We start from the raw sequence: 21,715 nt of genomic DNA on the forward strand, positions 1-21,715 counted from the left end.
TCCTCAGGCTCGGTCCGACGGGTTGCCGGGCATCAGATCGTAAGGGGCTTTCCAGCCCGGTTGCGCGCTCAGCCGTGACAGCCAGGCGTCGATATTGGGCCATTCGGCTCGTTCAAAGCCGAAGGGTTCTGGGTAATAGAGATAGGAACAGCAGGTCAGGTCAGCGTTGCTGAGCGCATCGCCGACAATCCAGTCCCGTTTTTCAAGGTGTTTGTCCAAAATGGCATAGGCAGCCTTCAGGCGCCCCTGCAGGAAGGCAATGACCTCCTGCGGGCGTTTGTCTTCGGGCAGGAAATTCATGAGAAAGCGGCAAAGGCCTGCGTTTGAGGACAGTTTGTGATTGTCCCACAGCTGCCAGCGCAGAATCTCGCGCTTTTCTTCTGGGGTGGAGCCGCCAAAATGGCCGTAGGTGTCAGACAGGTACTGCTGGATGACACCGGATTGGCTCAGCGTGAGATCGCCATCGACAAGAACAGGGCATTCCCCCATCTCGTTTACATCTGCTCGGAAGGCATCACCTCGCGTTGTGCCGCTGAAAAAATCAACAAACACCGGCTCCCAGGCGATTCCTGCCAGTTCCAGCGCAAGGGCCACCTTGTAGGAATGGCCGCTCTCCCCAAAGCAATAGAGTTGGAGTGTCATATTGTTTCCTCTTGCTCGAAACGGTGGGGGTTTCACACCCCCACACCCCCGTGGAGTATTTGTGGAAAGATGACGGAGCCTTCACTCCGCATTAAGACAAATGAAGCGACGATATCGGTGCGGCACAGGCTGGAGAGCCGATGGCCGTGAAAGGTGACGGCGCGCCGGCCCATTAGGCGAAGAGCTCGGGGGTTGGCGCGTCGACGCCTGTCATCTTTCCCCAAATACTCCCGCCGGAGGCATCCTGGCCTTTCAGCATGGTATGCCAGCCTGTGCGTCACAGTGACCTCGCGATCAGTTCCTTCATGATCTCATTGGTGCCGCCATAGATCCGCTGGACACGGGCATCTGCCCACATCTCGGCAACGGCATATTCCTGCATGAAACCGTAGCCACCATGCAGCTGCACACATTCATCAAGCACTTCGCCCTGGGTGTCGGTGATCCAGTATTTCGCCATCGCGGCCTTCTCGACACTCAGCTTGCCCTGCAGATGTTCAACCATGCATTCATCAAGGAAGGCACGCGCCACTTTGGTTTTGGTCTGGCATTCGACCAGTTTGAAGCGGGTGTTCTGAAACTGTGTGAGCGGGCCGCCAAAGGCCTCGCGTTCCTTGCAGTAGGCGATGGTGCGCTCGACGGCGCCTTCCATGGCGCCCACGGCCCCACAGGCGATGATCAGCCGTTCCTGCGGCAGCTGCTGCATCATCTGATAGAAACCCTGGCCTTCGGCTCCGCCAAGGATGTTCTCTGGAGGAACGGCAATATTGTCGAAGAACAGCTCGGAGGTGTCGGCTGCATGCAGGCCGACCTTTTCGAGGTTGCGCCCACGGGTGAAACCGTCTGCGCCGTCTGTTTCCAGGGCGACCAGCGATATGCCTTTCGAGCCTTCGCTCGGATCGGTCTTTGCGGCAACCAGGATCAGGTTGGCATGCTGGCCGTTGGTGATGAAGGTTTTCTGTCCGGACAGGCGGTACACATTGCCATCCTTGACGGCCTTGGTCTTGATCCGCTGCACATCCGAGCCTGTCGAGGGTTCGGTCATCGCCAGCGCGCCGACCAGCTCGCCGGTGATCATTTTTGGCAGCCAGCGCTGTTTCTGCTCTTCGGTGCCGTAGGCCAGAATGTAATGCGCGACGATGCCAGAGTGGATGCCGTGGCCCCAGCTTGCGAGATTTGCACGGCTGCCTTCGATCAGGATGGCGGCCTCGTGGCCGAAATCACCACCGACACCGCCGTATTCTTCAGGAACAGAAGGGCACAGCAGGCCCAGTTCACCGGCTTCCTGCCAGGTGGAGCGATCCATCATCCCCTGCTTGCGCCAGGTTTCGAATTTGGGTGCCCATTCGCGGGTGATGAACTGTGCTGTCATGTCGGCCAGCATCTGGTGCTCGTCGGTCATCCAGCTGGATTTCTGCTCTGCGGTCATGGGCTCCCTTTCTGTGTGTGCCGGCTGGCTGTTGTTGGCTGTGCGTGGCCGTCTGATGCGGCCTTAGCGTTTGCGCGCCTCTAGGTCGGAATTGAAGAGGCGCAGGCGGTGGCTGAGGTTTTCGTGGTTTGTCACGCTGTCGAAGTTCTCAAACAGAAAGGACAGGGCTTCTCCCTCGTCGAGCCCGGCCTCTTGGGCAAACCGGCGCAGGCGGCGGTAGCCGTCTTCGGTCATGGCGATCGGCAGACGACGGGTGAGGCGAAAGCGTTTGGGCATTGTCTCTCCTCCTGTGCGGTGTGCATCGGCGCAAGACGGGAGCCCCGCAGGGCACCCGTCAGTTGTCTTGGGCAGCGTGCCTCAGAACTGGTCCGCGTCCAGCGCCATCACGGTGTCGGCACCGGTCTGGATGCGCGCGAGATGCAGCGCGGTCGCAGGCAGTCTGCGTGCCATGTAATAGCGGCCGGTCGCGATTTTTGTCTCGTAGAACGCGGCGTCAGAGGACCCGGCGTCAAGCGCGGCTTGTGCGGCTTTGGCCATCTCGGCCCACATCAGGCCAAGGCAGACGTGGCCAAACATGTGCATGAAGTCATAGGAGCCTGCGAGCGCATGGTTGGGGTTCTTCATGCCGTTTTGCATGAAATACATCCCCGCAGCCTGCAGATCCTTCGATGCGGCCTTCAGAGGTTCGATGAATTCCTTGCTGTAAGCGTCGGAAATGTCGCCGTTTTCCTTGCAGAAATTCTTGATCATCTCGAAGAACGCCATGACGTGCTTGCCACCGTCCTGTGCCAGCTTGCGGCCGACCAGATCCAGCGCCTGGACGCCATTCGCGCCCTCGTAGATCATCGCGATGCGGGCGTCGCGGGTGTATTGGGACATGCCCCATTCTTCGATGTAGCCATGACCACCATAGACCTGCTGGGCCTGTACGGTCATGTCATAGCCCTGGTCAGTGAGGAAGCCCTTGATAACCGGGGTCAGCAGCGAAATGAGGCCATCTGCGTCCTTGTCCTCGGAGCGGTGCGCCTGGTCGAGCATCTTGGCTCCCCACAGGATGAAGGCCCGCGCGCCTTCGGCAAAGCTCTTCTGGTCCATCAGGTTGCGACGGATGTCAGGGTGCACGATCAGGGGATCTGCCGGGCCTTCCGGGTTTTTCGCGCCGGTCACGTCACGGCCCTGCAGGCGATCCTTGGCATATTCCAGAGCGTTCTGATAGGCGGCTTCGGCCTGTGCCAGACCCTGCATGCCAACGCCCAGACGGGCTTCGTTCATCATGGTGAACATGGCGCGCATGCCTTTGTGCTCGGTGCCGAGCAGGTAGCCGGTTGCGCTGTCGTAGTTCATCACACAGGTCGAATTGCCGTGGATGCCCATCTTTTCTTCGATTTTGCCAACCGAAACACCGTTACGGTCGCCAAGCGAGCCGTCGTCCTTCACGATGAACTTCGGCACGATGAATAGCGACACACCTTTGATGCCATCGGGACCACCGGGGATCTTGGCGAGAACCAGATGGATGATGTTGTCGGCCATGTCATGGTCACCGGAAGAGATGAAGATCTTCTGGCCGGTGATCTTGTATGATCCATCTTCCTGCGGCTCTGCCTTGGTGCGCATCAGGCCCAGATCGGTGCCGCAGTGGGGCTCTGTCAGGTTCATGGTGCCGGTCCATTCGCAGGACACCATTTTCGGCAGGAAGGTGTCTTTCTGCGCGTCGGTGCCATGGGCGAGGATGGCGGATGCCGCACCATGGGTCAGGCCCTGATACATGGTAAATGCCTGGTTGGCGGCAGAGAAGAACTCTCCCACGGCGGTGCCCATCAAATACGGCATGTTCTGGCCGCCGTATTGTTCGGGCATATCAAGGCCGGTCCAGCCGCCTTCTTTTACCTGTTCAAAGGCCGCTTTGAAGCCGGTCGGGGTGTAGACCACGCCGTTTTCAAGGCGGCAGCCTTCGGTGTCACCGACAGTGTTCAGCGGGTGCAGAACTTCACCGGCGATTTTGCCTGCCTCTTCCAGAACGGCGGATGTGAACTCTGCTTCCAGCTCGTCATAGCCGGGGATCTGCGTTTCGGTGATCTTCAGCACGTCATGCAGGATGAACTGTGTGTCCTTGATCGGGGCGGAATAACTGGGCATCGCGGTCCTCGCTGTGGTTCTGCGGTGTCTGTCTGAAAACCCGGCCACGACGGGCAGGGCGGGCGCTGCGGATTACTCGGCAGCGTCCTTCTTTGCGGTCATGGAGGCGATCACGCGATCCCCCCACCGAAGCTGCTCCTTCAGGTCGTCAATGGCTTCGGTCAGCTCATCGCGCTGACGTTCCATGTCGGCAAGACGCTCACATGCGATCTCATAGGTGCGGGTCAGCTGGGTCAGCTGTTGATCACCCATGTGATACAGGTTCAGGAGTTGGCGGATCTCTTCCAGGCTGAAGCCAAAGCGCTTGCCGCGCAGGATCAGCTTCAGTCGTGCCTGATCCCGTTTGGTGAACAGGCGTTTCTGACCCTCGCGGATCGGAAACAGGAGTTCCTTGGCCTCATAAAACCGCAATGTACGTGGCGTGACGCCGAACTCATCGCACATCTCGCGGATGGTTTTGGTCTCTTCAGTCATCGTCATAACTCATAAACTGCTGTTGGTGAGCTTAAAGTGAGCAGCTTGCAGAGCGTTTACAACAAGAACTTGACGTTGACGTAAGTTAGACGCTGCGTCACTTTTTGGGGTGACGTGGGGGCTGGCCGCGTGACGCAACGTCTTGGCGCGAAATTGTGGTTTTGTTTGGCTGGGTTGCAGCGTGACCTGCCTGTCAGAACAGCAATGCCCCGCCGGATCGGCGGGGCATTGGGTTGGTTTTCACAATGTGGTGAAAGGCCGGAGCAGGGGTGGCCAGGTCAGGCGTCTTGCCCCAGAAGACCCAGCGTCGTGGCCCGCAGATCGGTCAGTTCCTGCATCGCTTCGTCGATCTGCTCGCGCTGTTTACGCAGTTCTTCCATCTGACGATCGGCCATTTCAACAAAGGCGCGGTTTTGGGCCTCATCGCCTTCGTTTTCATAGATCAGCAGCCATTGGCGGATCTCTTCCAGCTGAAAGCCAAACTTGCGCCCCCGCATGATCAGTTTCATCCGGGCACGCTCGCGCGGACCATAATAGCGCGACCGGCCTTCGCGGTCCGGCTGCAGCAACTCAATATACTCGTAATAACGAAGTGTGCGCGGAGTTACGTCAAACTCGGCGCACATTTCCTTGAATGACAATTTCTGTTCGGTCATCCGATTTCTCCCTCTCGGGCAGGTTATGCGCAAGGCGCGGAGGGTTCAACCGCAGGGTTGCTCTTCCACCAAGGTATGGCTGATAAAGAGTAAAACAATATGACGGGGGGCCGCATGGCCGACAAGAAGCAACTTGCACGACAGTTCATCGAAGCGATCCCTCATGCACGGGAGCTGGGGATGACCCTGACAGAGCTGGGAGATGGCTCGGCGCAGATCGTGATGCCTTATGATGAAAAGCTGATTGGTGATCCGGAAACGGGGGTCATTCACGGTGGGGCAGTCTCTGCCCTGATGGACACCTGCTGTGGTGCCGCGGTCATGTCACACCCCGCGGCCCCAGGAGGCACGGCAACCATCGACCTGCGGATCGACTACATGCGGGCGGCCACGCCGGGTCAGTCCATCGTCACCCGCGCGACCTGCCATCACATGACCCGCAATGTCGCCTTTGTGCGCGCTGTGGCGATGGATGACGATCAAGACAACCCAGTCGCAACCGCCGTTGGCGCCTTTACCGTGGAGAGCAAATTTTGAGCCGTCCCCGTCCAGAACCCGTACAGGTGGTCAAGCAACGTCGCGATGCAGCTCTTGCAGCGCTTGTGGCCTCTGTACCTTATGCTCGTTTCCTCAACATCACGTTTGATCGGCGCGGGGATGAGCTGACCGCGCAGCTGAACTTTGATGAAAAACTGATCGGGAATCCGTTTTTGCCTGCGATCCACGGTGGCGTCACGGCCGCCTTTCTTGAGGTGACGGCCGTGATGACACTGACCTGGGCCAATCTGTGGGAACGGATCGAGAGCGGCAGTCTTGATGTCGATGAACTGGCGGCTGGAAAACTGCCGCGTCAGCCAAAGACCATCGACTTTACCGTGGATTACCTGCGGTCCGGCCTGCCGCGGGATGCCTATGCGCGCGCAACCGTTTCGCGGTCAGGGCGGCGGTATGCCTCGGTGCATGTAGAGGCCTGGCAGGATCACAAGGACAAACTGTTTGCGCAGGCGACGGGGCATTTTCTGATGCCACAGGATGCGGCCAAGCAAAAAACTGCAGATCAGGATTTTGTGGCCCGCGAGGCGACGCCGCCCAAGGGGTAACCAATCATGTCAGATGCCAGCGCTACCGCGCCGCAGGAGATCAGCCACGCGCGCGTGCTGAAGATTGCGCTGCCCATTGTTCTTTCAAACGCAACCGTGCCCATTCTCGGGGCGGTGGACACGGGTGTTGTCGGGCAGATGGGAGAGGCGGCACCAATCGGCGCGGTTGGCATCGGGGCGGTGATCCTTGCCACGATCTACTGGATTTTTGGTTTTTTGCGGATGGGCACAACGGGCCTCGCGGCCCAGGCGCGGGGGGCAGGGGACTGGGGCGAGACCGGCGCGTTGCTGATGCGCGGCATCCTCCTGGCCTTTGCTGCGGGCGCGGTCTTCATCATCGCGCAGGCGGCTGTGTTCTGGGGGGCCTTTGCCCTTGCGCCTGCCAGCGCCGAGGTTGAGGGGCTTGCCAGAAGTTATCTGGAGATCCGGATCTGGGGCGCGCCCGCGACCATTGCGCTTTATGCGGTGACAGGTTGGCTGATTGCGGTGGAGCGGACCAGGGCGGTGTTCCTGCTGCAGGTCTGGATGAATGGTCTCAATATCGTGCTGGACCTGTGGTTTGTCCTCGGGCTCGGTTGGGGGGTCGAGGGCGTTGCCATTGCGACGCTGATGGCCGAATGGTCGGGGCTGGCACTGGGGCTTTGGTTCTGTCGCGATGCTTTTGCGGGCGATCAATGGCGTGATTGGGGGCGGGTGTTTGACCCTACGCGCCTCAAGCGGATGATGCAGGTCAACGGGGACATCATGGTGCGCTCGGTTCTGCTGACCGGGTCATTCACCACGTTTCTGTTTATCGGGGCCGATCTGGGAGACGTCACGCTGGCGGCCAATCAGGTTTTGCTGCAGTTCGTTGAAATCACGGCCTTTGCGATGGATGGCTTTGCCTTCACGGCGGAGGCGATGGTGGGCAGTGCTGTTGGTGCGCGCTCGCGCAGCCACATGCGTCAGGCCGCAATCCTGACCAGTCAGTGGGGCGTCGCGACAGCGGTCTTGCTGGGGTTGGTGTTCTGGCTTGGTGGCGGCTGGTTGATTGATCTGATGTCGACATCACCCGAGGTGCGCGCGGCAGGGCGGCACTATTTGCTCTGGGCGGCTGCACTGCCGTTGTTGAGCGTCGCAAGCTATATGTTCGATGGGATCTTCATCGGTGCGACCTGGACCCGCGACATGCGCGTCGCGATGATCCAGTCCGTTGCCTTATATGTCGGAGCGCTGGTGATCCTGGTGCCGCTGATGGGCAATCACGGGCTTTGGGCGGCTTTGGTGGTGTTGAACCTCGCACGAGGCGCAACACTTGGGCTGCGTTATCCACGTCTTGAGGCGCAGATCGACCGCTGAGCGGGAGGCGTCAAAGCAGGGTTTTGATTGCCTCAGTCGGGCGCCCAATCGCGGCGGCTTCATGGGTGATGGCGATAGGGCGTTCGATCAGGATCGGATGGGCAGCCATCGCCGCAACCAGCGCGGCGTCATCGTCCGTCTTGGTCAAACCAAGCTCTTTGAACGTCTTTTCGCCTGTGCGCATCATGTCGATTGCGCGCAGACCCAGTTTGGCCTGAACCTCGCGCAGCTCTTCCTCGTTTGGAATGTCCTTGAGATACAGGCGCACTTGGACCTGCGCGTCGCAGTCTTCAAGCAGGGCGAGGCCCGCGCGGGATTTGGAACAACGCGGATTGTGCCAGTAGGTGATCAAAGCCAGTCTCCTCGTTTGCTGCCAACAGCCTGGGCCACATTGCCGAAGCCGTCCCTTGCCAGCAGGGCGTCGAGCCCCCTTGCGATTTCACCAGCCAGTGACAGGCCGCCATAGACCATTGCCGTGTAGAACTGGACAGCAGAGGCACCCGCGCAGATCTTTGCATAGGCTTGCTCGGCATTGGAGATCCCGCCAACCCCAATCAGCGGAACGCGCCCGTCCAGCAGCTCAGACAGCTGAGCCAAAACGCGGGTGGATTTTTCAAACAGCGGCGCACCCGAGAGCCCGCCTGCTTCGTCCCTGTGCGCGCTTTGCAGCCCGTCGCGGGCGAGGGTGGTATTGGTGGCGATCACAGCATCAATGCCGCATTCAACCGCAACTTCGGCAATATCTTCGATCCCCGCGCGGTCGAGATCCGGTGCAATCTTGAGGAACACTGGGACGCGGGTCGCCATCTCCTCACGAGTGGCGATGACACCGTTGAGCAAAGCAGACAACGCCGCCTTGCCCTGAAGATCGCGCAGTTTCTCGGTGTTGGGAGAAGAGACATTCACCGTCGCAAAATCCAGATGCGCGCCGCAATGTGCGAGGACCTTGGCGAAATCCGCTGCGCGGTCTTCGCTGTCTTTGTTGGCACCAAGGTTGAGACCGATCACAGCGTCCTTGGGGCGGTTTGCCAGACGTGACGCGATGATCTCCATTCCTTCGTTGTTAAAGCCAAAGCGATTGATCGCGGCCTTGTCTTCGCTCAGGCGGAACAAGCGGGGCTTGGGGTTGCCGGGCTGTGGGCGGGGCGTTGCGGCGCCGACCTCGATAAACCCGAAACCAGCGCGGCTCAGCGGCGCGAGCGCCTCGGCGTTCTTATCAAAACCGGCCGCCAGACCCACAGGGTTGGGAAGGGCGATGCCTGCAACCTGGGTTGCGAGCCGGGCAGAGGTCACCGGGCCGGGTGCGGGTGCCAGCCCCATCTTCAGTGCCTTGATCGACAGGCCATGGGCGGTTTCGGGATCAAATCGGTGCAGGGCGCCAAGCCCAAGACGTTCAATCAGGCTCACGCCATATCCTCCGGGAACTGGTGAACCCCATCAACGAGCGGCAGAGGGGTCGCCCAAGCCACATCCTGCATGGTCATGCTGCGATAGAGATGGGGAAATTCGGCGCCGCCGCGGGACACTTCCCATCGTAGATCATCACCAAGGGGTTTGGTTTCGACCGCGATCAGCCAGAGGCCTTCTGCACCGGCGAAATGCTTGGCTGCCGTTTCGGCGGCCTGCGTTGCGGTTGAGAAATGAATATAGCCATCGCTCAGGTCGATCGGTGCGCCAAGGGTCTCGCCCTCTGCCTGAAGGTGGTCCCATTCGTCGGAGCGGAAAATCTTGTAGATCAGCATGGCGGGGTGATGCCCTGCTGCCATGCCTTAATCAAGGGCGAATATCGCACAGGCTGACGCAAAGACAAAGGCGAGCGGCATTTTTTCCCCTTTGACTGTGGTGCGATTTGCTATCACCATTTGGACAATACAAAAACAAGAGGGGAGTCTCTTTCGATGTTCACACGTCTTTTGACGTCTGTTGCCGCGCTTGGCCTGACAGCCGGTGTCGCGGCAGCGGAATACCAGCTGACCATTCTTCACACCAACGATTTCCATTCCCGCTTTGAGCCGATCAGCAAATATGACAGCGGCTGCCGCGAGGGCGACAATGCCGAGGGCAAGTGCTTTGGCGGCTCCGCCCGTCTGGTGACCGCCCTTGCCGAGGCACGTGCCCGCAGCAACAACAGCATCCTCGTAGATGGTGGCGACCAGTTCCAGGGCTCGCTTTATTACACTTACTACAAGGGCAAGGTCGCAGCCGAGATGATGAACAAGCTCGGCTATGACGGCATGACAGTCGGCAACCATGAATTCGACGATGGTCCCGAAGTGTTGCGTGGCTTCATGGATTCGGTCGAATTTCCGGTCCTGATGTCCAACGCCGATGTCAGCGCCGAGCCCGCGCTTGCGGATGTTCTGAAAAAATCCATCGTCATCGAACGTGGTGGTGAGAAGATCGGTCTGATCGGCCTGACGCCTGAAGACACCCCGGATCTGGCGAGCCCCGGCAAGAATATCACCTTCACCAACCCGGTTGATGCGGTTCAGGGCGAAGTCGACAAGCTGACCGCCGAAGGCGTGAACAAGATCATCGTCCTCAGCCACTCCGGCTATGCCGTTGACCAGAAGGTTGCTGCCAACACCACCGGTGTCGATGTGATTGTCGGTGGCCACAGCAACACCTATCTGTCCAACGTCTCGGACAAGGCTGCGGGCCCATACCCGACCATGGTCAATGATGTCGCGATCGTTCAGGCCTATGCTTACGGCAAATTCCTGGGCGAACTGAACGTGACCTTTGACGACGAAGGCAACGTGATCGAAGCCAAGGGCGAGCCGCTCATCATGGATGGCAACGTGGCAGAAGATGCCGAAACCGTTGCCCGCATCGCAGAGCTGGCAAAGCCGCTTGATGAAATCCGCACCAAGGTGGTTGCAGAGGCCTCCGCTGCTGTGGAAGGCGATCGCAGCATCTGCCGCGTGCAGGAATGCGAAATGGGCAATCTCGTTGCGGACGCCATGCTGGACCGCGTCAAGGATCAGGGCGTGAGCATCGCGATCGCGAACTCTGGTGGTATTCGTGCGAGCCTGGAGCCCGGCGAAGTCACCATGGGCGAAGTCCTGACCATCCTGCCGTTCCAGAACACCCTGTCGACCTTTGAAATTTCAGGCGAAGGTGTTGTGGCTGCGCTGGAAAATGGCGTCAGTCAGGTCGAAGAGGTCAAAGGCCGCTTCCCGCAGGTGGCGGGTCTGAAGTTCACCTGGGATCCCTCTGTCGCGCCGAATGAGGGCCGCGTACAGGAGGTCATGGTTGCAGAGGGTGACGGCTATGTCGCGATTGACCCGGCCAAGACCTATGTGGTTGTGACCAACAACTACGTCCGCAATGGCGGTGACGGCTACAAGATGTTCGCAGGCGATGACAAGAACGCCTACGACTTTGGCCCGGATCTGGCGGATGTGCTGGCCGAATACCTGGCAGAGCAGGGCCCCTATACGCCCTACACTGATGGCCGTATCAGCCAGAAGTGATCTAGCCCGGCTGACTGGCTGAGCAGACTAATCCAGACCGCGCCGGATCTTCGGCGCGGTCTTTGTTTTTCCAGCTGGCTGGGGCATAGTCGGCCTATGGACCATCCGCTACTTGACCTCATCAACGCCCGCATCGAAAAGGCCGAAGCCGAAGGCGCCTTTGACAATCTGGCTGGGGCTGGAAAGCCTTTGCCAAAGGTCGACGCCCCCGAAAACGAGCTGGTCAATCGGCTCGTGCGGGAAAGCGGAGGCGTGCCGGAATTTGTCAGCCTGTCGCGCACGCTTACTGAACTGCGCCAGCAGCTCGCCGAGACTGGCGACCGGACCGAACGGCGGCAAATCATGAAAGAAATGTCGATGCTGGAAGCGCGCATTGACCTCGCGCGCAAGGCCTACGCCAAATAGGGTGTGGGGTCAGCGATATGGCTCAGCGGCATGGTGCAGTGGGCGGCTGATCATTCCCCGGTCTTGTGGCCGCTCAGACGGGCTGTGCGGCGCTCTGCTCCATATCTTCGATGTCGCGCGTGGCCTTGGCCAGCAGACGGGTCATCTGGTCCTGCTCTTCCGTGCTCAGCCCTGCGAGGATTTTGGGCTGCAATGCGGCGGCAACGGGTATGGCCTGCGCAAGCAGCGTTTCGCCTGCGCGTGACAGGGCCACAAGACGCGCGCGCCGGTCCGACGGTGAAACCGTACGCAGCACCAATCCCTTCAGCTCAAGCCGGTCAATCACTTTGCCAAGCGTGGCGCGGTCATAGGCGATACGGGCCGCAATCGTGGCCTGGTCAACGCCCGGTTCGCGGGCGATGGCATCCATCGCCGAAAACTGGACCGGCGTCAGATCAATATTGTGGCGCGCCATATGTTCGGCAAACAGCGCCACGGAAATCTGGTGCAACCGCCGGATCAGATGACCGGGGAATTGCATTGTATCAACATCACGTTCAGACATTATTCTGCCTCCCTACTGGTGCAGGAACCGATGAGCGCCCGGATGGCAAACCCACAAGCTGAAATAGCCTTTAAAGTGCTATCAACTTTCAATCCATAATAAATTGTGCGGCAATCAAAGGAAATGCAGCTTTCGCTTGGTCTTGGCGCGCTGTAGATCAGTGGCATGGCCATTTGTTTCTCATCGCTATCCGAAATATACGCGCAGCGATACGATTGTATTATTGACGTGCGGAGTCCCGCCGAGTTCGCAGAGGATCATCTGCCTGGCGCCATCAATTTGCCTGTTCTCGATAATGAGGAACGGGCCAAGGTTGGGACGATCTACGTTCAGGAAAGCCCGTTTCTGGCCCGCAAAATCGGTGCTGCGATGGTTTTTCGCAATGCAGCGAATCATGTCGAACAACAGCTGAGCCACCACGAGGGCTCTTGGCGACCTCTCGTCTATTGCTGGCGCGGTGGCCAGCGATCGGGCAGTTTTACCTGGCTTCTTCAGCAGATCGGGTGGCGGGCCGATGTGGTGCAGGGCGGCTATCAAAGCTACCGCCGTTTGGTACATGACTTTCTCTACAACGGAGAAATTCCGCACCGGCTGGTCGCCCTTGATGGTTATACTGGAACTGCAAAAACGGATATCTTGCAAAGGGTTGAGGCCCTCGGCGGTCAGGTTCTGGATCTTGAGGGGATGGCCCATCACCGCGGGTCTCTGCTGGGTGATTACCCGACGCCACAGCCCAGCCAGAAGGCGTTTGAATCCCGGGTTGCGGGAAAACTGGCGGCCATGGACCCCACCAAGCCGGTGTTGGTAGAGGCCGAATCCAGCAAGATCGGCAGTCGCATCATTCCCCCAACTGTCTGGACCGTGATGAAGCAGGCACCGCGGATTGAATTGCGGGCGCCGGTCGCGGCGCGTTGCCGGTATCTGCAGGCTGGTTACGACGATATTCTGTCTAACGGCGAAATGTTGCGCACGCGCTTGGATGGTTTGCGGGCTCATCGCTCGAACGCGGTGGTTGACGGCTGGCTGGAGCTGATCGCAGCCGGTGACAAGGCAGGCTTAACCGAGGCGTTGATGATTCAGCATTACGATCCGGCCTACGAAACTGCCCGCAAAGCGATTGGTGCAGAGGTGCGGATGACGCTGGAAACGCCGGATTTGCGGCCGGAAGACCTGGCTCGAATTGCCGCAGATCTGCTGCGCGAACTGGACAATTTCTAGACCGAAATACCCCCGGAAACCCGCCAGAACATCAGCTCAGGACGATGGATCCGGGCAGGTCACTGAGCCGCCCGATGACTGCCGTATGCGGGGCGTTTGATTTCAGTTTTTCAACCACCTCGGAGGCCTGATCAGCGGGCACGGCTGCCAGCAATCCGCCTGCGGTTTGTGGATCAAACAGCAGATCCTGGGCGCCTGCAGTCTGGATTTGCGGCAAAAGCGCTGCGTTATCCGCAAAGAGCGAAGACCGGATACCTGTCGCTGCGAGCTCTTTGGCCCCCATCAGGGTCGGGATCGCATCAAACATCAGCTCTGCCCCGGTCGCGGACGCATCGCACATCCCCAACAGATGCCCAAGCAGGCCAAAGCCCGTGACATCGGTCATTGCATTGGCAACACGCAAAACCTCAGCAGAGGCTGCCTGCGATTGGCTCATGCTTTCGAGGGCTTCTGCCACCCACGCGCCCTTTGCCTTGCCCTGCATTTCCGCCGCCATGATGACGCCAGTGCCCAATGGCTTGGTCAGGATCAATGCGTCCCCTGGCTTGCCGCCGGCCAGGGTTATCGGCTCATCATCACAAAGGCCCGTTACCGAAAAGCCGACCGTCATTTCTGCGCCAAGCGATGTGTGCCCACCGACAATTTCGGCTCCCGCATCGCGCATGACCTCTGTCGCAGCTGCCATCATTTCCCGCAGGGTTCGGGCCTGCAGGTTTGCGGACATCTTGGGCAGGATCAGATTGGCTGTCGCGGCCTGCGGGTTTGCCCCCATCGCCCAGATATCCCCCAAAGCATGAACCGCCGCGATCCGCGTCATGACAACCGGGTCGAGGGTAAAGGCACGCAGGTGGTCAGTGCTGAGCACTTGCTTCTTTCCACCTGTGGTGAGCAACGCTGCATCGTCACCGGGAAGGGGTGTGATATCTTCGCGGTAAGTGCCAGGAAGGCTGCGCAGGCTTTCCTTGAGCGCGCTGCCCCCAACCTTGGCGCCACAGCCTCCGCACATCGGCTTGTCGCCAAGCGCGTCTGGCAGATCAGCAGTGTGTTCAGCCGGAAGGGTCGGCCCGTCCATTTCGGGGAGATCGCGGAACTGGTCCATGAAGGTCTGGTCAATGTGGTCCTTCCAACGCCAGATCAGCCCGCCGGAAAACGTCTGGCCAAACCGCTCGCCAACGGCGGTCCTGCCGCCCATCGAGATCAGTTTCAGATAGTCCTTTTGTGGCCGGTAGGCCCGCATCGGATCGCCAATCAGCCGGGCGCGGATGTTATGAAACAGAACCGGGGCCTGCCGCACAGCGTAGACGCCGGCCTTGGGGCGCGGGGAAGGTGAAAACTCGGCGCAGTCACCGCTGGCAAATAGGTCAGCGGTGCTGGTTTGCAGATATTCGTCCACACGCAGGAACCCGTCACTGTGAGAGAGCCCGCTGGTTTCAAGCCACGAATAAGCCCGTGCCCCGGCCGCGCCGGTGGTAAAGTCCGAGCGAACCCGGCGCCCGTCTTCCAGCACCACGTGGGTCGGCTCTAGCCGCGCAACTTTGGCCTGTTCGATCACGGTGACACCCAGGTCTGTCAGCGCGCGGCGCAGCCGGTCGCGGGCTTTTGATCCTGTATCAGAAAGGATCTCGCTGCGGTCGATCAGTGTCGCCTGCATGTCGCGCCCTGCATTGCGCAGGGCGTGGGCCATTGCCAGAACCAGTTCAACCCCCGCGACGCCGCCCCCCAGTACCGCGACATGGGCGGGGCCGCTTTGGCTGCGATAGCTGTCCCACTCGGCCGCAAACCGCCCCAGCGGTTTGGCAGGGATGGCGTGCTCGCGAAATCCGGGAAGAACGGGCATCGTCGAGGTTATCCCGACGTTGACCGCAGCGATGTCATAGGCGATCGGGGGGCGTCCAGGGACATGGACAAGGCGACCGGCGGGATCAATGTGTTCGACAGCCCCCAGCACAACCCGTGCCCCGGCAAACCGGGCCAGCTGGACCAGATCGATATCAAGCGCGTCGCGTCCATAGTGACCGGCAACAAAACCCGGCAGCATTCCGGAATAGGGGGCTGTTGGTCCGGGATTGATCACCGTCAACCGGGCCCCAGCGAGAGGGCGCATCCCCCATTTGCGCAGAACCAGTGCATGGGTGTGCCCGCCTCCGATCAGCACCACGTCTTTGGTGAGGGGGAGGGGGGATGGCTGCATGGCAAAACTCGTGGCTGTTCAGAAAAAGGGGGCGCGCGGCGGAAACGGAAAACCCCCGCCGAGAGGCGGGGGCAAGAGTGGATCAGACCTGCGGGCCGATCACTTCGTTTTCGGGCTTCTTGTGGGTTGCCCAGATCTTGTCCTCGCCCGGCTCTGGCAGGCTGTCAGGCGTGTCATGCCGATGGATGTGCACCTTGGCAATGAAATTCGCCGTGATTGGGGCGGTCAGGAACAGGAAGAGGGTGATCATCAGCTCGTGGATCGAGACATATTTCTCAAAGAACGCCGCATGAGCCATCGAGGCAAGCAGGACGCCCCCGACACCCAACGTCGTGGCCTTGGTGGGGGCGTGCAGGCGGGACATGCGGTCATTCAGCTTGATAAGGCCAAAAGAGCCGACGATGCCGAAGATGCCCCCGATCACCAGAAATGCGGCAATGATGAGTTCAAAGAAGAATTCCATGTCGTCCTCACTCGATGATGTTGCCGCGCAGAATAAAGCGCGCATAGGCCACGGTGGACACAAAGCCGAGCATCGCGATGATCATTGCGGCCTCAAAGAAGATGTCTGAGCCAAGCGCGAGCCCATAAAGCACCAGCAGTGCAATCGCGTTGATGAACATCGTGTCGAGCGCCAGAATGCGGTCGGCCACATCCTCGGCCGTGACGACCTTCCACAGGTTCATGACCAGCCCAAGGGCAAAGCAGACGAAGGCAAAGATTGCAGCAGTTTCGATCATTCGAAGATCTCCTTCAGACGGCTTTCGTAACGTTCCTTGATCTCGTCGCGCACGGCGTCGGGGTCAGGTGCGTCAAGGCAGTGAACCAGCAGGGCATGACCTTCCGCAGACAGATCCGCTGAAACGGTGCCGGGGGTCATGGTGATGGTCCCTGCGAGCAGGGTGATCGCCTCGGGGGTGCGCAGGTCCAGCGGGATGGTCACCCAGGCCGGGTGACGTTTGGCGTTGGACTTGAACAACACGATCTTGGCAACGATCACATTGGCGACAACGATGTCGTAAAGCACGACGCCAATATAGGCGAGGATCTTGCCCGGGTGCTTCATCTTGGATTGTTGCGGCCAGTAGGGCTGGGTCAGGAAGGGGATGAGAACCCCCAGCATGAAGCCGAACACAAGAGAGTTCAAAGACCAGCCATTGACCAGCAGCAACCAGGTCACCGTCAAGACGATGGTCAGGATCGGGTGTGGGAAAATGCGGCGCATCAGCTTCATTTCTGGCCCCCTCCAAAAACGGTTTCGATATACGCGGTCGGCGTGAACAGCTGCTCTGCAGTGGCGTCAGCGTAGCGCGTCACTGGACCCGCAAAGATGGTCAGCAGCACAATCGCGCCGATCAAGCCAAAGCAGACCACCAGCGGCAAAGCAGAGGGTGCTGCCTGGGCCGCATGGGCCTGAGACGTTCCGTCCAGCAGGTCTTCACTTTCATCCGCTACTACAGCCTGATCTGCAGTGTCTTGCAGGCCATGGCTCTTCCAGAAGATCAGTGTGCCCGCTCGTGCCAGACCAATGATGGTGACGAGAGAGCCAACCAGAATGACGGCCCAGATCCACCAGACCAGATCATGGTCCCGCGCGGCATCCATGACCAGCAGTTTCCCAACGAAGCCCGACAGAGGCGGCATGCCCGCCATCGCGGTCGCGGCGACAAAGAACAGCACGGACAACAGGCCGCTTTGCTGCATGACAGGTCGCGCTGCAATGCGGCCACCCTGACGTTCCATGACCTGATCGGCAATCAGGAACATCAGCGCTGTCGCAAGTGTCGAATGCACGATGTAATAGAGCGTGGCTCCCGCGGATGCAGGTGTGAACAGCGCGATGGCGATCAGCAAAGTCCCCATCGAGGTGATCGCTGCAAATGCCACCATGCGCCCGATCTCGCGCGAGCCGAGGACGCCAATGGCGCCGACTGCGAGGGTGATCATGGCGGCAGGCAACAGCCAGTCGCCAGCAAGCCCGGCCGTGACCTCGACATCCGGGCCAAAGATCAGCGTGTAGACCCGCAGGATGGCGTAGGCACCAACCTTGGTCATGATCGCAAACAAGGCAGCGACCGGCAGGGGGGCGTTGCTGTAGGAGGCAGGCAACCAGAAATGCAGCGGCAGCACGGCAGCTTTGATTGCGAAAACCAGAAGCAGCATCACTGCACCCACACGCAGCAATGCAGTTTCTTCGGCAGGCATCTCTGCCACCCGGACTGCAAGGTCAGCCATGTTCAACGTGCCGGTCACCGCATAAAGCGTGCCAAGCGCAAACAGGAACAGGGTGGAGCCAAGGAGGTTATAGACCACATATTGCACGCCCGCCTGAAAACGCTTTGCGCCGCCAGCGTGGATCATCAGACCATAGGAGGCGATCAACAGTACTTCGAAGAATACGAACAGGTTGAAGGCATCGCCGGTCAGGAAGGCACCGATGATGCCCATGATCTGGAACTGGAACAGGGCGTGGAAGTTTGCACCGCGTTCGTCCCAGCCGGTGCCAATGCCATAAAGCACCACGGCAAGCGCCAAAACAGAGGTCAAAACGATCATCATCGCCGACAGCCGGTCCAGTACGAGGACGATACCAAAGGGCGCAGGCCAATCGCCTAGCTCATAGACCTGAACAGTGCCGTCAGCAGCCTGCACGCCAAGCGCGATGGTGATCGCCAGGATCAAAAGTGTGCTGGCAACAGAAAAGATCCGCTGCAGGTCCATGTGATAGCGCAGGACCATGATGATAAAGGGGGCGACGAGTGCAGGCAGCACGATCGGCGCAATGACGAGGTGGTTCATGCGTCATCTCCTGCGGCGGTGCCGTCTTCGCTCAGGTTGATGCTGTCGTCACGCGAGGACAGGAATGCCCCCAGCGCGATCATGACGACCACGGCCGTCATGCCAAAAGAGATCACGATCGCCGTCAGCACCAGCGCCTGAGGCAGGGGATCGGTATAGGCGACCTCTTCGTATTTGTTCAGGATCGGTGGAGCGCCTGACATCAGGCGCCCGGTGGCGAACAGGAACACGTTCACAGCATAGGACAGCAGCGACAGTCCCAGGATGACGGGAAAGCTGCGGCGGCGCAGGATCAGATAGATGCCGGCTGCGGTCAGAACGCCCACAGCAGAGGCGACTAGGATTTCCATACTCAGCCCTCGTTTTCAGTCTTGGCCACGTCATCGCGGGCCGGGTTGATATCCATGGCGTGGTCGGTGTTGGCTCCCGGCTGCCAGGCAAAGCGCGACAGGCTTTCCAGCGCCAGCAGCACGGCCCCGACAACCGCCAGGAACACGCCGAGATCAAACAGCGCAGCGGTCGCCCATTCGAACTCTTCCAGCGGCGCCCAGTGGATGTAGCCAAAGGCGCTTGTCAGGAAGGGCGTGCCACTGAACCACGACCCAAGGCCGGTTGCGGCAGCAATCAGCACACCAGAGCCGATGATGGCGTGGTACGGGTAGCGCTGCCGCTCGGTTGCCCAGGCAAAACCGGACGCCATGTATTGCATGATGATGGCGATTGCAGCGATGAGGCCCGCAATAAATCCGCCACCCGGCAGGTTGTGACCGCGGAAGAAGATGTAGGCTGCAACCATCAGCGCGAGTGGCATCATCACCCGCGTTGCCACAACCATCATCATCGGATGAGAGTCGCCCGCCTGCGGCAGATCTGGTTTGCGGTTCAACAGATAGGCGCGCACGCGCGTGCCAAGGACCGCTTCGGTCAGGGCAAAGATGACCAGCGCCGCGATGCCCAGAACGATGATCTCGCCAAAGGTATCAAAGCCCCGGAAATCGACCAGGATGACGTTCACCACATTGGTGCCGCCGCCGCCCTTGTACGAGTTTTCGAGGTGGAAGCCAGAGATCGTCTCGCCAATGAAATCACGCGTCATCAGCGCATAAATCAGACCACCCACGCCCAGACCTGCAACGCTCGCGATGGAGATGTCGCGCAAGCGCGCGCCTGTGCTGCTCTCGATCGGGGTTTCCTTGGGCATGAAGTTCAGCGCAAGGAGCATCAGAATGATGGTGACCACTTCGACCGAAATCTGTGTCAGCGCAAGGTCGGGTGCGGACAGGTAGTTGAAGCCCATCGACACAACCAGACCAACCACACCGATCAACACCAGTGCCAGCAGGCGGTTGCGATGCATTGCCACCATAAAGCCCGTGGCGATCAACAGGCTGGCCCAGCCAAGGATCGGGATCAGCCCGACGTCCTGCAATGTGCGCGTGGGTGCCGCCAGTGTGCCGGATTGGTAGGCATAGAATGACAGTGCGACGGTAAAGGCGATCATGATCGCCGCGTAGCGCGGCATTGCCCCGTTGTGCAGACCATCGGTGATCGTGCGAGCAAGCCGGGTCAGCGCTGCGATCAGCGCCTCAAAGATCACCTTTGCCTCGGGTCGGGGCGCGTTGTCCCACATCCGGGCAAGGGGCTTGTGCAGCATCAGGAGAACTGCGCCACCGGCAACGGCCACGATCGACATATAGAGCGCAGGTGTAAACCCGTGCCACAGTTTGAGGGAGTAATACGGCAGCTTCTCCCCTCCGATCACGGCACCGGCCGCAGTGGCAACCAGCGGGCCGACGATCTTGGCAGAGAACAACCCGATCAGGATCACCAGCCCCACGAGGAAGGCCGGAGCCAGCCACATGCCAACGCCCGGATCATGCGGTTTGGCAGGATAGTCGCTTCGCTTGGGGCCAAGGAAAACATGCACGATATAGCGGAAAGAATAGGCCGCAGAAAACAGCGCACCAATCAGAGCAAGCCCCGGCACAAGATAGGCTGAGCCACCCCAGGCGGTGTGAACGGTCTCTTCCAGCATCATTTCCTTTGACAGGAAACCGTTGAATGGCGGGATACCGGCCATGGACAGCGCCGCAACGGTCGCAATGGCAAAGGTAATGGGCATCAGATGACGCAGACCGCCGAGGCGTTTGATGTCTCGGGTATGCGCCTCGTGATCGACGATGCCTGCGCTCATGAACAGGGCCGCCTTAAAGGTCGCATGGTTGATGATGTGAAAAACCGCTGCAACGGCCGCGAACTTTGTCCCGAAACCCAAAAGCATGGTGATCAGGCCAAGGTGGCTGACGGTGGAAAACGCCAGCAGTGCCTTTAGATCATCCTTGAACAGGGCGATGATGGCGCCGAGAACCATGGTGATCAGACCGGTGGTGGCCACGATGTAGAACCATTCGGGCGTGCCTGCGAGAACCGGCCACAGTCGGGCCAGCAGGAACAAACCTGCTTTCACCATCGTTGCGGAGTGCAGATAGGCCGACACAGGGGTCGGTGCCGCCATCGCATGCGGCAGCCAGAAGTGAAACGGGAATTGCGCCGACTTTGTAAAGGCGCCAATCAGGATCAGGATCAGCGCGGGCAAATACAGCGGGGAAGCCTGAATGGCCTCTTTGGACGATAGGATCACGGTGAGATCATAAGATCCCGCGATATTGCCCAGGATCAACATGCCCCCGATCATGGCAAGCCCGCCCGCACCCGTGACGGTAAGGGCCATGCGCGCGCCTTGTCGGCCCTCTGGCAGGTGTTTCCAGAACCCGATCAGCAAGAACGAGCTAAGCGACGTCAGTTCCCAGAAGATCAACAACAACAGGATGTTGTCGGATGTAACGATCCCAACCATCGCGCCCTGAAACAGCAGCAGATAGGTGTAGAAATTGCCCATCGGATCTTCTCGCGAGAGATAGAAACGAGCGTAAAGAATGATGAGCAAGCCAATGACCAGGATCAGGCTGGCAAACAGAAAACCGAGCCCATCGAGAAAGAAATTCGCGTTGAGCCCCAGTCCGGGAAGCCAGTCGAATTGGGCCTGGATCACGTCACCGCGCAAAACAGCTGGGGCGTGAAGCATCAGGCCGACAAAGGCCAAAAGGGTCGTCAACCCGGCTGCCGAAGCCGAGGCGTTGCGGCCGGCGCGGATCAATAGCGCGGGAAACACCGCGCCTAGAAAGGGCAGGGCTGCAATCAGGAACAGGGACACGTGCGCTTCTCCTCCATGCACAGGGCCAGATGTTGTGGTGCCTAAGCAATTTTTCGCAACAGTGCCAGCCCCCACTGCGCCTGCAAACCC

General features: G+C 59.7%; 23 protein-coding genes. 6 read left to right on the forward strand and 17 right to left on the reverse strand.

Translation table 11 applies throughout. The features are described from left to right. Window positions 1–3: 3 nt before the first annotated feature. From KUV39_RS01510 to KUV39_RS01535, 6 genes are all read right to left on the reverse strand, one after another. Window positions 4–642 carry a glutathione S-transferase family protein gene (locus KUV39_RS01510; RefSeq protein WP_008561941.1) on the reverse strand — a complete coding sequence of 213 codons (639 nt, stop codon included), beginning with the start codon at window positions 640–642 and terminating at the stop codon, window positions 4–6. 277 nt (window positions 643–919) lie between these two features. Beyond that, on the reverse strand, window positions 920–2,071 hold the full coding sequence (locus KUV39_RS01515) for an acyl-CoA dehydrogenase family protein (protein WP_008559511.1): 1,152 nt from the start codon (window positions 2,069–2,071) through the stop codon (window positions 920–922). 63 nt (window positions 2,072–2,134) lie between these two features. Then, window positions 2,135–2,347, reverse strand: coding sequence for a hypothetical protein (locus KUV39_RS01520; protein WP_008560251.1), 213 nt, complete (start codon window positions 2,345–2,347; stop codon window positions 2,135–2,137). A gap of 81 nt (window positions 2,348–2,428) precedes the next feature. Next, window positions 2,429–4,210 carry an acyl-CoA dehydrogenase C-terminal domain-containing protein gene (locus KUV39_RS01525; RefSeq protein ID WP_222458745.1) on the reverse strand — a complete coding sequence of 594 codons (1,782 nt, stop codon included), beginning with the start codon at window positions 4,208–4,210 and terminating at the stop codon, window positions 2,429–2,431. A 72-nt stretch (window positions 4,211–4,282) separates the two neighbouring features. Further along, window positions 4,283–4,684: a MerR family transcriptional regulator gene (locus tag KUV39_RS01530; RefSeq protein ID WP_037302863.1), complete on the reverse strand. Its 402-nt coding sequence runs from the start codon at window positions 4,682–4,684 to the stop codon at window positions 4,283–4,285. Window positions 4,685–4,962: 278 nt separating this feature from the next. After that, complete coding sequence (locus KUV39_RS01535; RefSeq protein WP_008562131.1) at window positions 4,963–5,340, reverse strand: MerR family transcriptional regulator; 378 nt, start codon at window positions 5,338–5,340, stop codon at window positions 4,963–4,965. A gap of 114 nt (window positions 5,341–5,454) precedes the next feature. Between KUV39_RS01535 and KUV39_RS01540 the strand changes: the two genes are divergently transcribed. The 3 genes from KUV39_RS01540 to KUV39_RS01550 are packed head-to-tail and all read left to right on the forward strand — an operon-like array spanning window position 5,455 to window position 7,778. After that, complete coding sequence (locus KUV39_RS01540) at window positions 5,455–5,877, forward strand: PaaI family thioesterase (protein WP_046210085.1); 423 nt, start codon at window positions 5,455–5,457, stop codon at window positions 5,875–5,877. Beyond that, the gene (locus KUV39_RS01545; RefSeq protein ID WP_037302466.1) at window positions 5,874–6,440 is read left to right on the forward strand and encodes a PaaI family thioesterase; all 567 of its coding nucleotides are present in this window, start codon (window positions 5,874–5,876) and stop codon (window positions 6,438–6,440) included. Before KUV39_RS01540 ends, KUV39_RS01545 begins: the two co-directional genes overlap by 4 nt. 6 nt (window positions 6,441–6,446) lie before the next feature. Then, the gene (locus KUV39_RS01550; protein WP_222458746.1) at window positions 6,447–7,778 is read left to right on the forward strand and encodes an MATE family efflux transporter; all 1,332 of its coding nucleotides are present in this window, start codon (window positions 6,447–6,449) and stop codon (window positions 7,776–7,778) included. A 10-nt stretch (window positions 7,779–7,788) separates the two neighbouring features. On the opposite strand, the gene arsC is transcribed toward KUV39_RS01550, so the two are convergent. From arsC to KUV39_RS01565, 3 genes are read right to left on the reverse strand one after another with little or no spacing between them, the layout of a single operon-like run. Beyond that, entirely contained in the window at window positions 7,789–8,130 is a 342-nt protein-coding gene (gene arsC, locus KUV39_RS01555) for an arsenate reductase (glutaredoxin) (RefSeq protein ID WP_222458747.1), read from the reverse strand. Next, entirely contained in the window at window positions 8,127–9,185 is a 1,059-nt protein-coding gene (locus KUV39_RS01560) for a quinone-dependent dihydroorotate dehydrogenase (RefSeq protein ID WP_222458748.1), read from the reverse strand. The genes arsC and KUV39_RS01560 overlap by 4 nt, the downstream gene beginning before the upstream one ends. Beyond that, the gene (locus tag KUV39_RS01565; RefSeq protein ID WP_037302862.1) at window positions 9,182–9,520 is read right to left on the reverse strand and encodes a DUF952 domain-containing protein; all 339 of its coding nucleotides are present in this window, start codon (window positions 9,518–9,520) and stop codon (window positions 9,182–9,184) included. The genes KUV39_RS01560 and KUV39_RS01565 overlap by 4 nt, the downstream gene beginning before the upstream one ends. 156 nt (window positions 9,521–9,676) lie before the next feature. On the opposite strand from KUV39_RS01565, the gene KUV39_RS01570 reads away from it, so the two are divergent. Both KUV39_RS01570 and KUV39_RS01575 read left to right on the forward strand, forming a co-directional pair. Next, the gene (locus KUV39_RS01570) at window positions 9,677–11,254 is read left to right on the forward strand and encodes a bifunctional metallophosphatase/5'-nucleotidase (RefSeq protein ID WP_046210090.1); all 1,578 of its coding nucleotides are present in this window, start codon (window positions 9,677–9,679) and stop codon (window positions 11,252–11,254) included. A gap of 96 nt (window positions 11,255–11,350) precedes the next feature. After that, entirely contained in the window at window positions 11,351–11,659 is a 309-nt protein-coding gene (locus KUV39_RS01575; protein ID WP_222458749.1) for a DnaJ family domain-containing protein, read from the forward strand. 73 nt (window positions 11,660–11,732) lie between these two features. Here the strand turns inward: KUV39_RS01575 and KUV39_RS01580 are convergent, their stop codons facing one another. After that, window positions 11,733–12,203, reverse strand: a complete 471-nt coding sequence (locus tag KUV39_RS01580) for a MarR family winged helix-turn-helix transcriptional regulator (protein ID WP_008560578.1) — start codon at window positions 12,201–12,203, stop codon at window positions 11,733–11,735. A gap of 165 nt (window positions 12,204–12,368) precedes the next feature. Here KUV39_RS01580 and mnmH point away from each other — a divergent pair, with 165 nt between their 5' ends. Then, on the forward strand, window positions 12,369–13,421 hold the full coding sequence (gene mnmH, locus KUV39_RS01585; protein WP_222458750.1) for a tRNA 2-selenouridine(34) synthase MnmH: 1,053 nt from the start codon (window positions 12,369–12,371) through the stop codon (window positions 13,419–13,421). 31 nt (window positions 13,422–13,452) lie between these two features. Here the strand turns inward: mnmH and selD are convergent, their stop codons facing one another. The 7 genes from selD to KUV39_RS01620 all read right to left on the reverse strand — a co-directional run bounded on the left by selD (window position 13,453) and on the right by KUV39_RS01620 (window position 21,625). Continuing rightward, window positions 13,453–15,612, reverse strand: coding sequence for a selenide, water dikinase SelD (gene selD, locus KUV39_RS01590; protein WP_222458751.1), 2,160 nt, complete (start codon window positions 15,610–15,612; stop codon window positions 13,453–13,455). An 82-nt stretch (window positions 15,613–15,694) separates the two neighbouring features. Beyond that, window positions 15,695–16,075 carry a Na+/H+ antiporter subunit G gene (locus KUV39_RS01595; RefSeq protein ID WP_046210093.1) on the reverse strand — a complete coding sequence of 127 codons (381 nt, stop codon included), beginning with the start codon at window positions 16,073–16,075 and terminating at the stop codon, window positions 15,695–15,697. A gap of 7 nt (window positions 16,076–16,082) precedes the next feature. Further along, window positions 16,083–16,352 (reverse strand): K+/H+ antiporter subunit F, encoded by a 270-nt coding sequence (locus tag KUV39_RS01600; protein ID WP_008561262.1) that lies wholly within the window; start codon window positions 16,350–16,352, stop codon window positions 16,083–16,085. After that, the gene (locus KUV39_RS01605; protein ID WP_222458752.1) at window positions 16,349–16,846 is read right to left on the reverse strand and encodes a Na+/H+ antiporter subunit E; all 498 of its coding nucleotides are present in this window, start codon (window positions 16,844–16,846) and stop codon (window positions 16,349–16,351) included. The genes KUV39_RS01600 and KUV39_RS01605 overlap by 4 nt, the downstream gene beginning before the upstream one ends. Next, window positions 16,843–18,411 carry a monovalent cation/H+ antiporter subunit D gene (locus KUV39_RS01610; protein WP_222458753.1) on the reverse strand — a complete coding sequence of 523 codons (1,569 nt, stop codon included), beginning with the start codon at window positions 18,409–18,411 and terminating at the stop codon, window positions 16,843–16,845. The genes KUV39_RS01605 and KUV39_RS01610 overlap by 4 nt, the downstream gene beginning before the upstream one ends. Further along, entirely contained in the window at window positions 18,408–18,761 is a 354-nt protein-coding gene (locus KUV39_RS01615; RefSeq protein ID WP_008559877.1) for a Na+/H+ antiporter subunit C, read from the reverse strand. The genes KUV39_RS01610 and KUV39_RS01615 overlap by 4 nt, the downstream gene beginning before the upstream one ends. Before the next feature lie 2 nt (window positions 18,762–18,763). Further along, on the reverse strand, window positions 18,764–21,625 hold the full coding sequence (locus KUV39_RS01620; protein ID WP_222458754.1) for a monovalent cation/H+ antiporter subunit A: 2,862 nt from the start codon (window positions 21,623–21,625) through the stop codon (window positions 18,764–18,766). Window positions 21,626–21,715: the final 90 nt, after the last annotated feature.

This window comes from Phaeobacter italicus (assembly GCF_019801785.1).
Taxonomy (GTDB): domain Bacteria; phylum Pseudomonadota; class Alphaproteobacteria; order Rhodobacterales; family Rhodobacteraceae; genus Phaeobacter; species Phaeobacter italicus.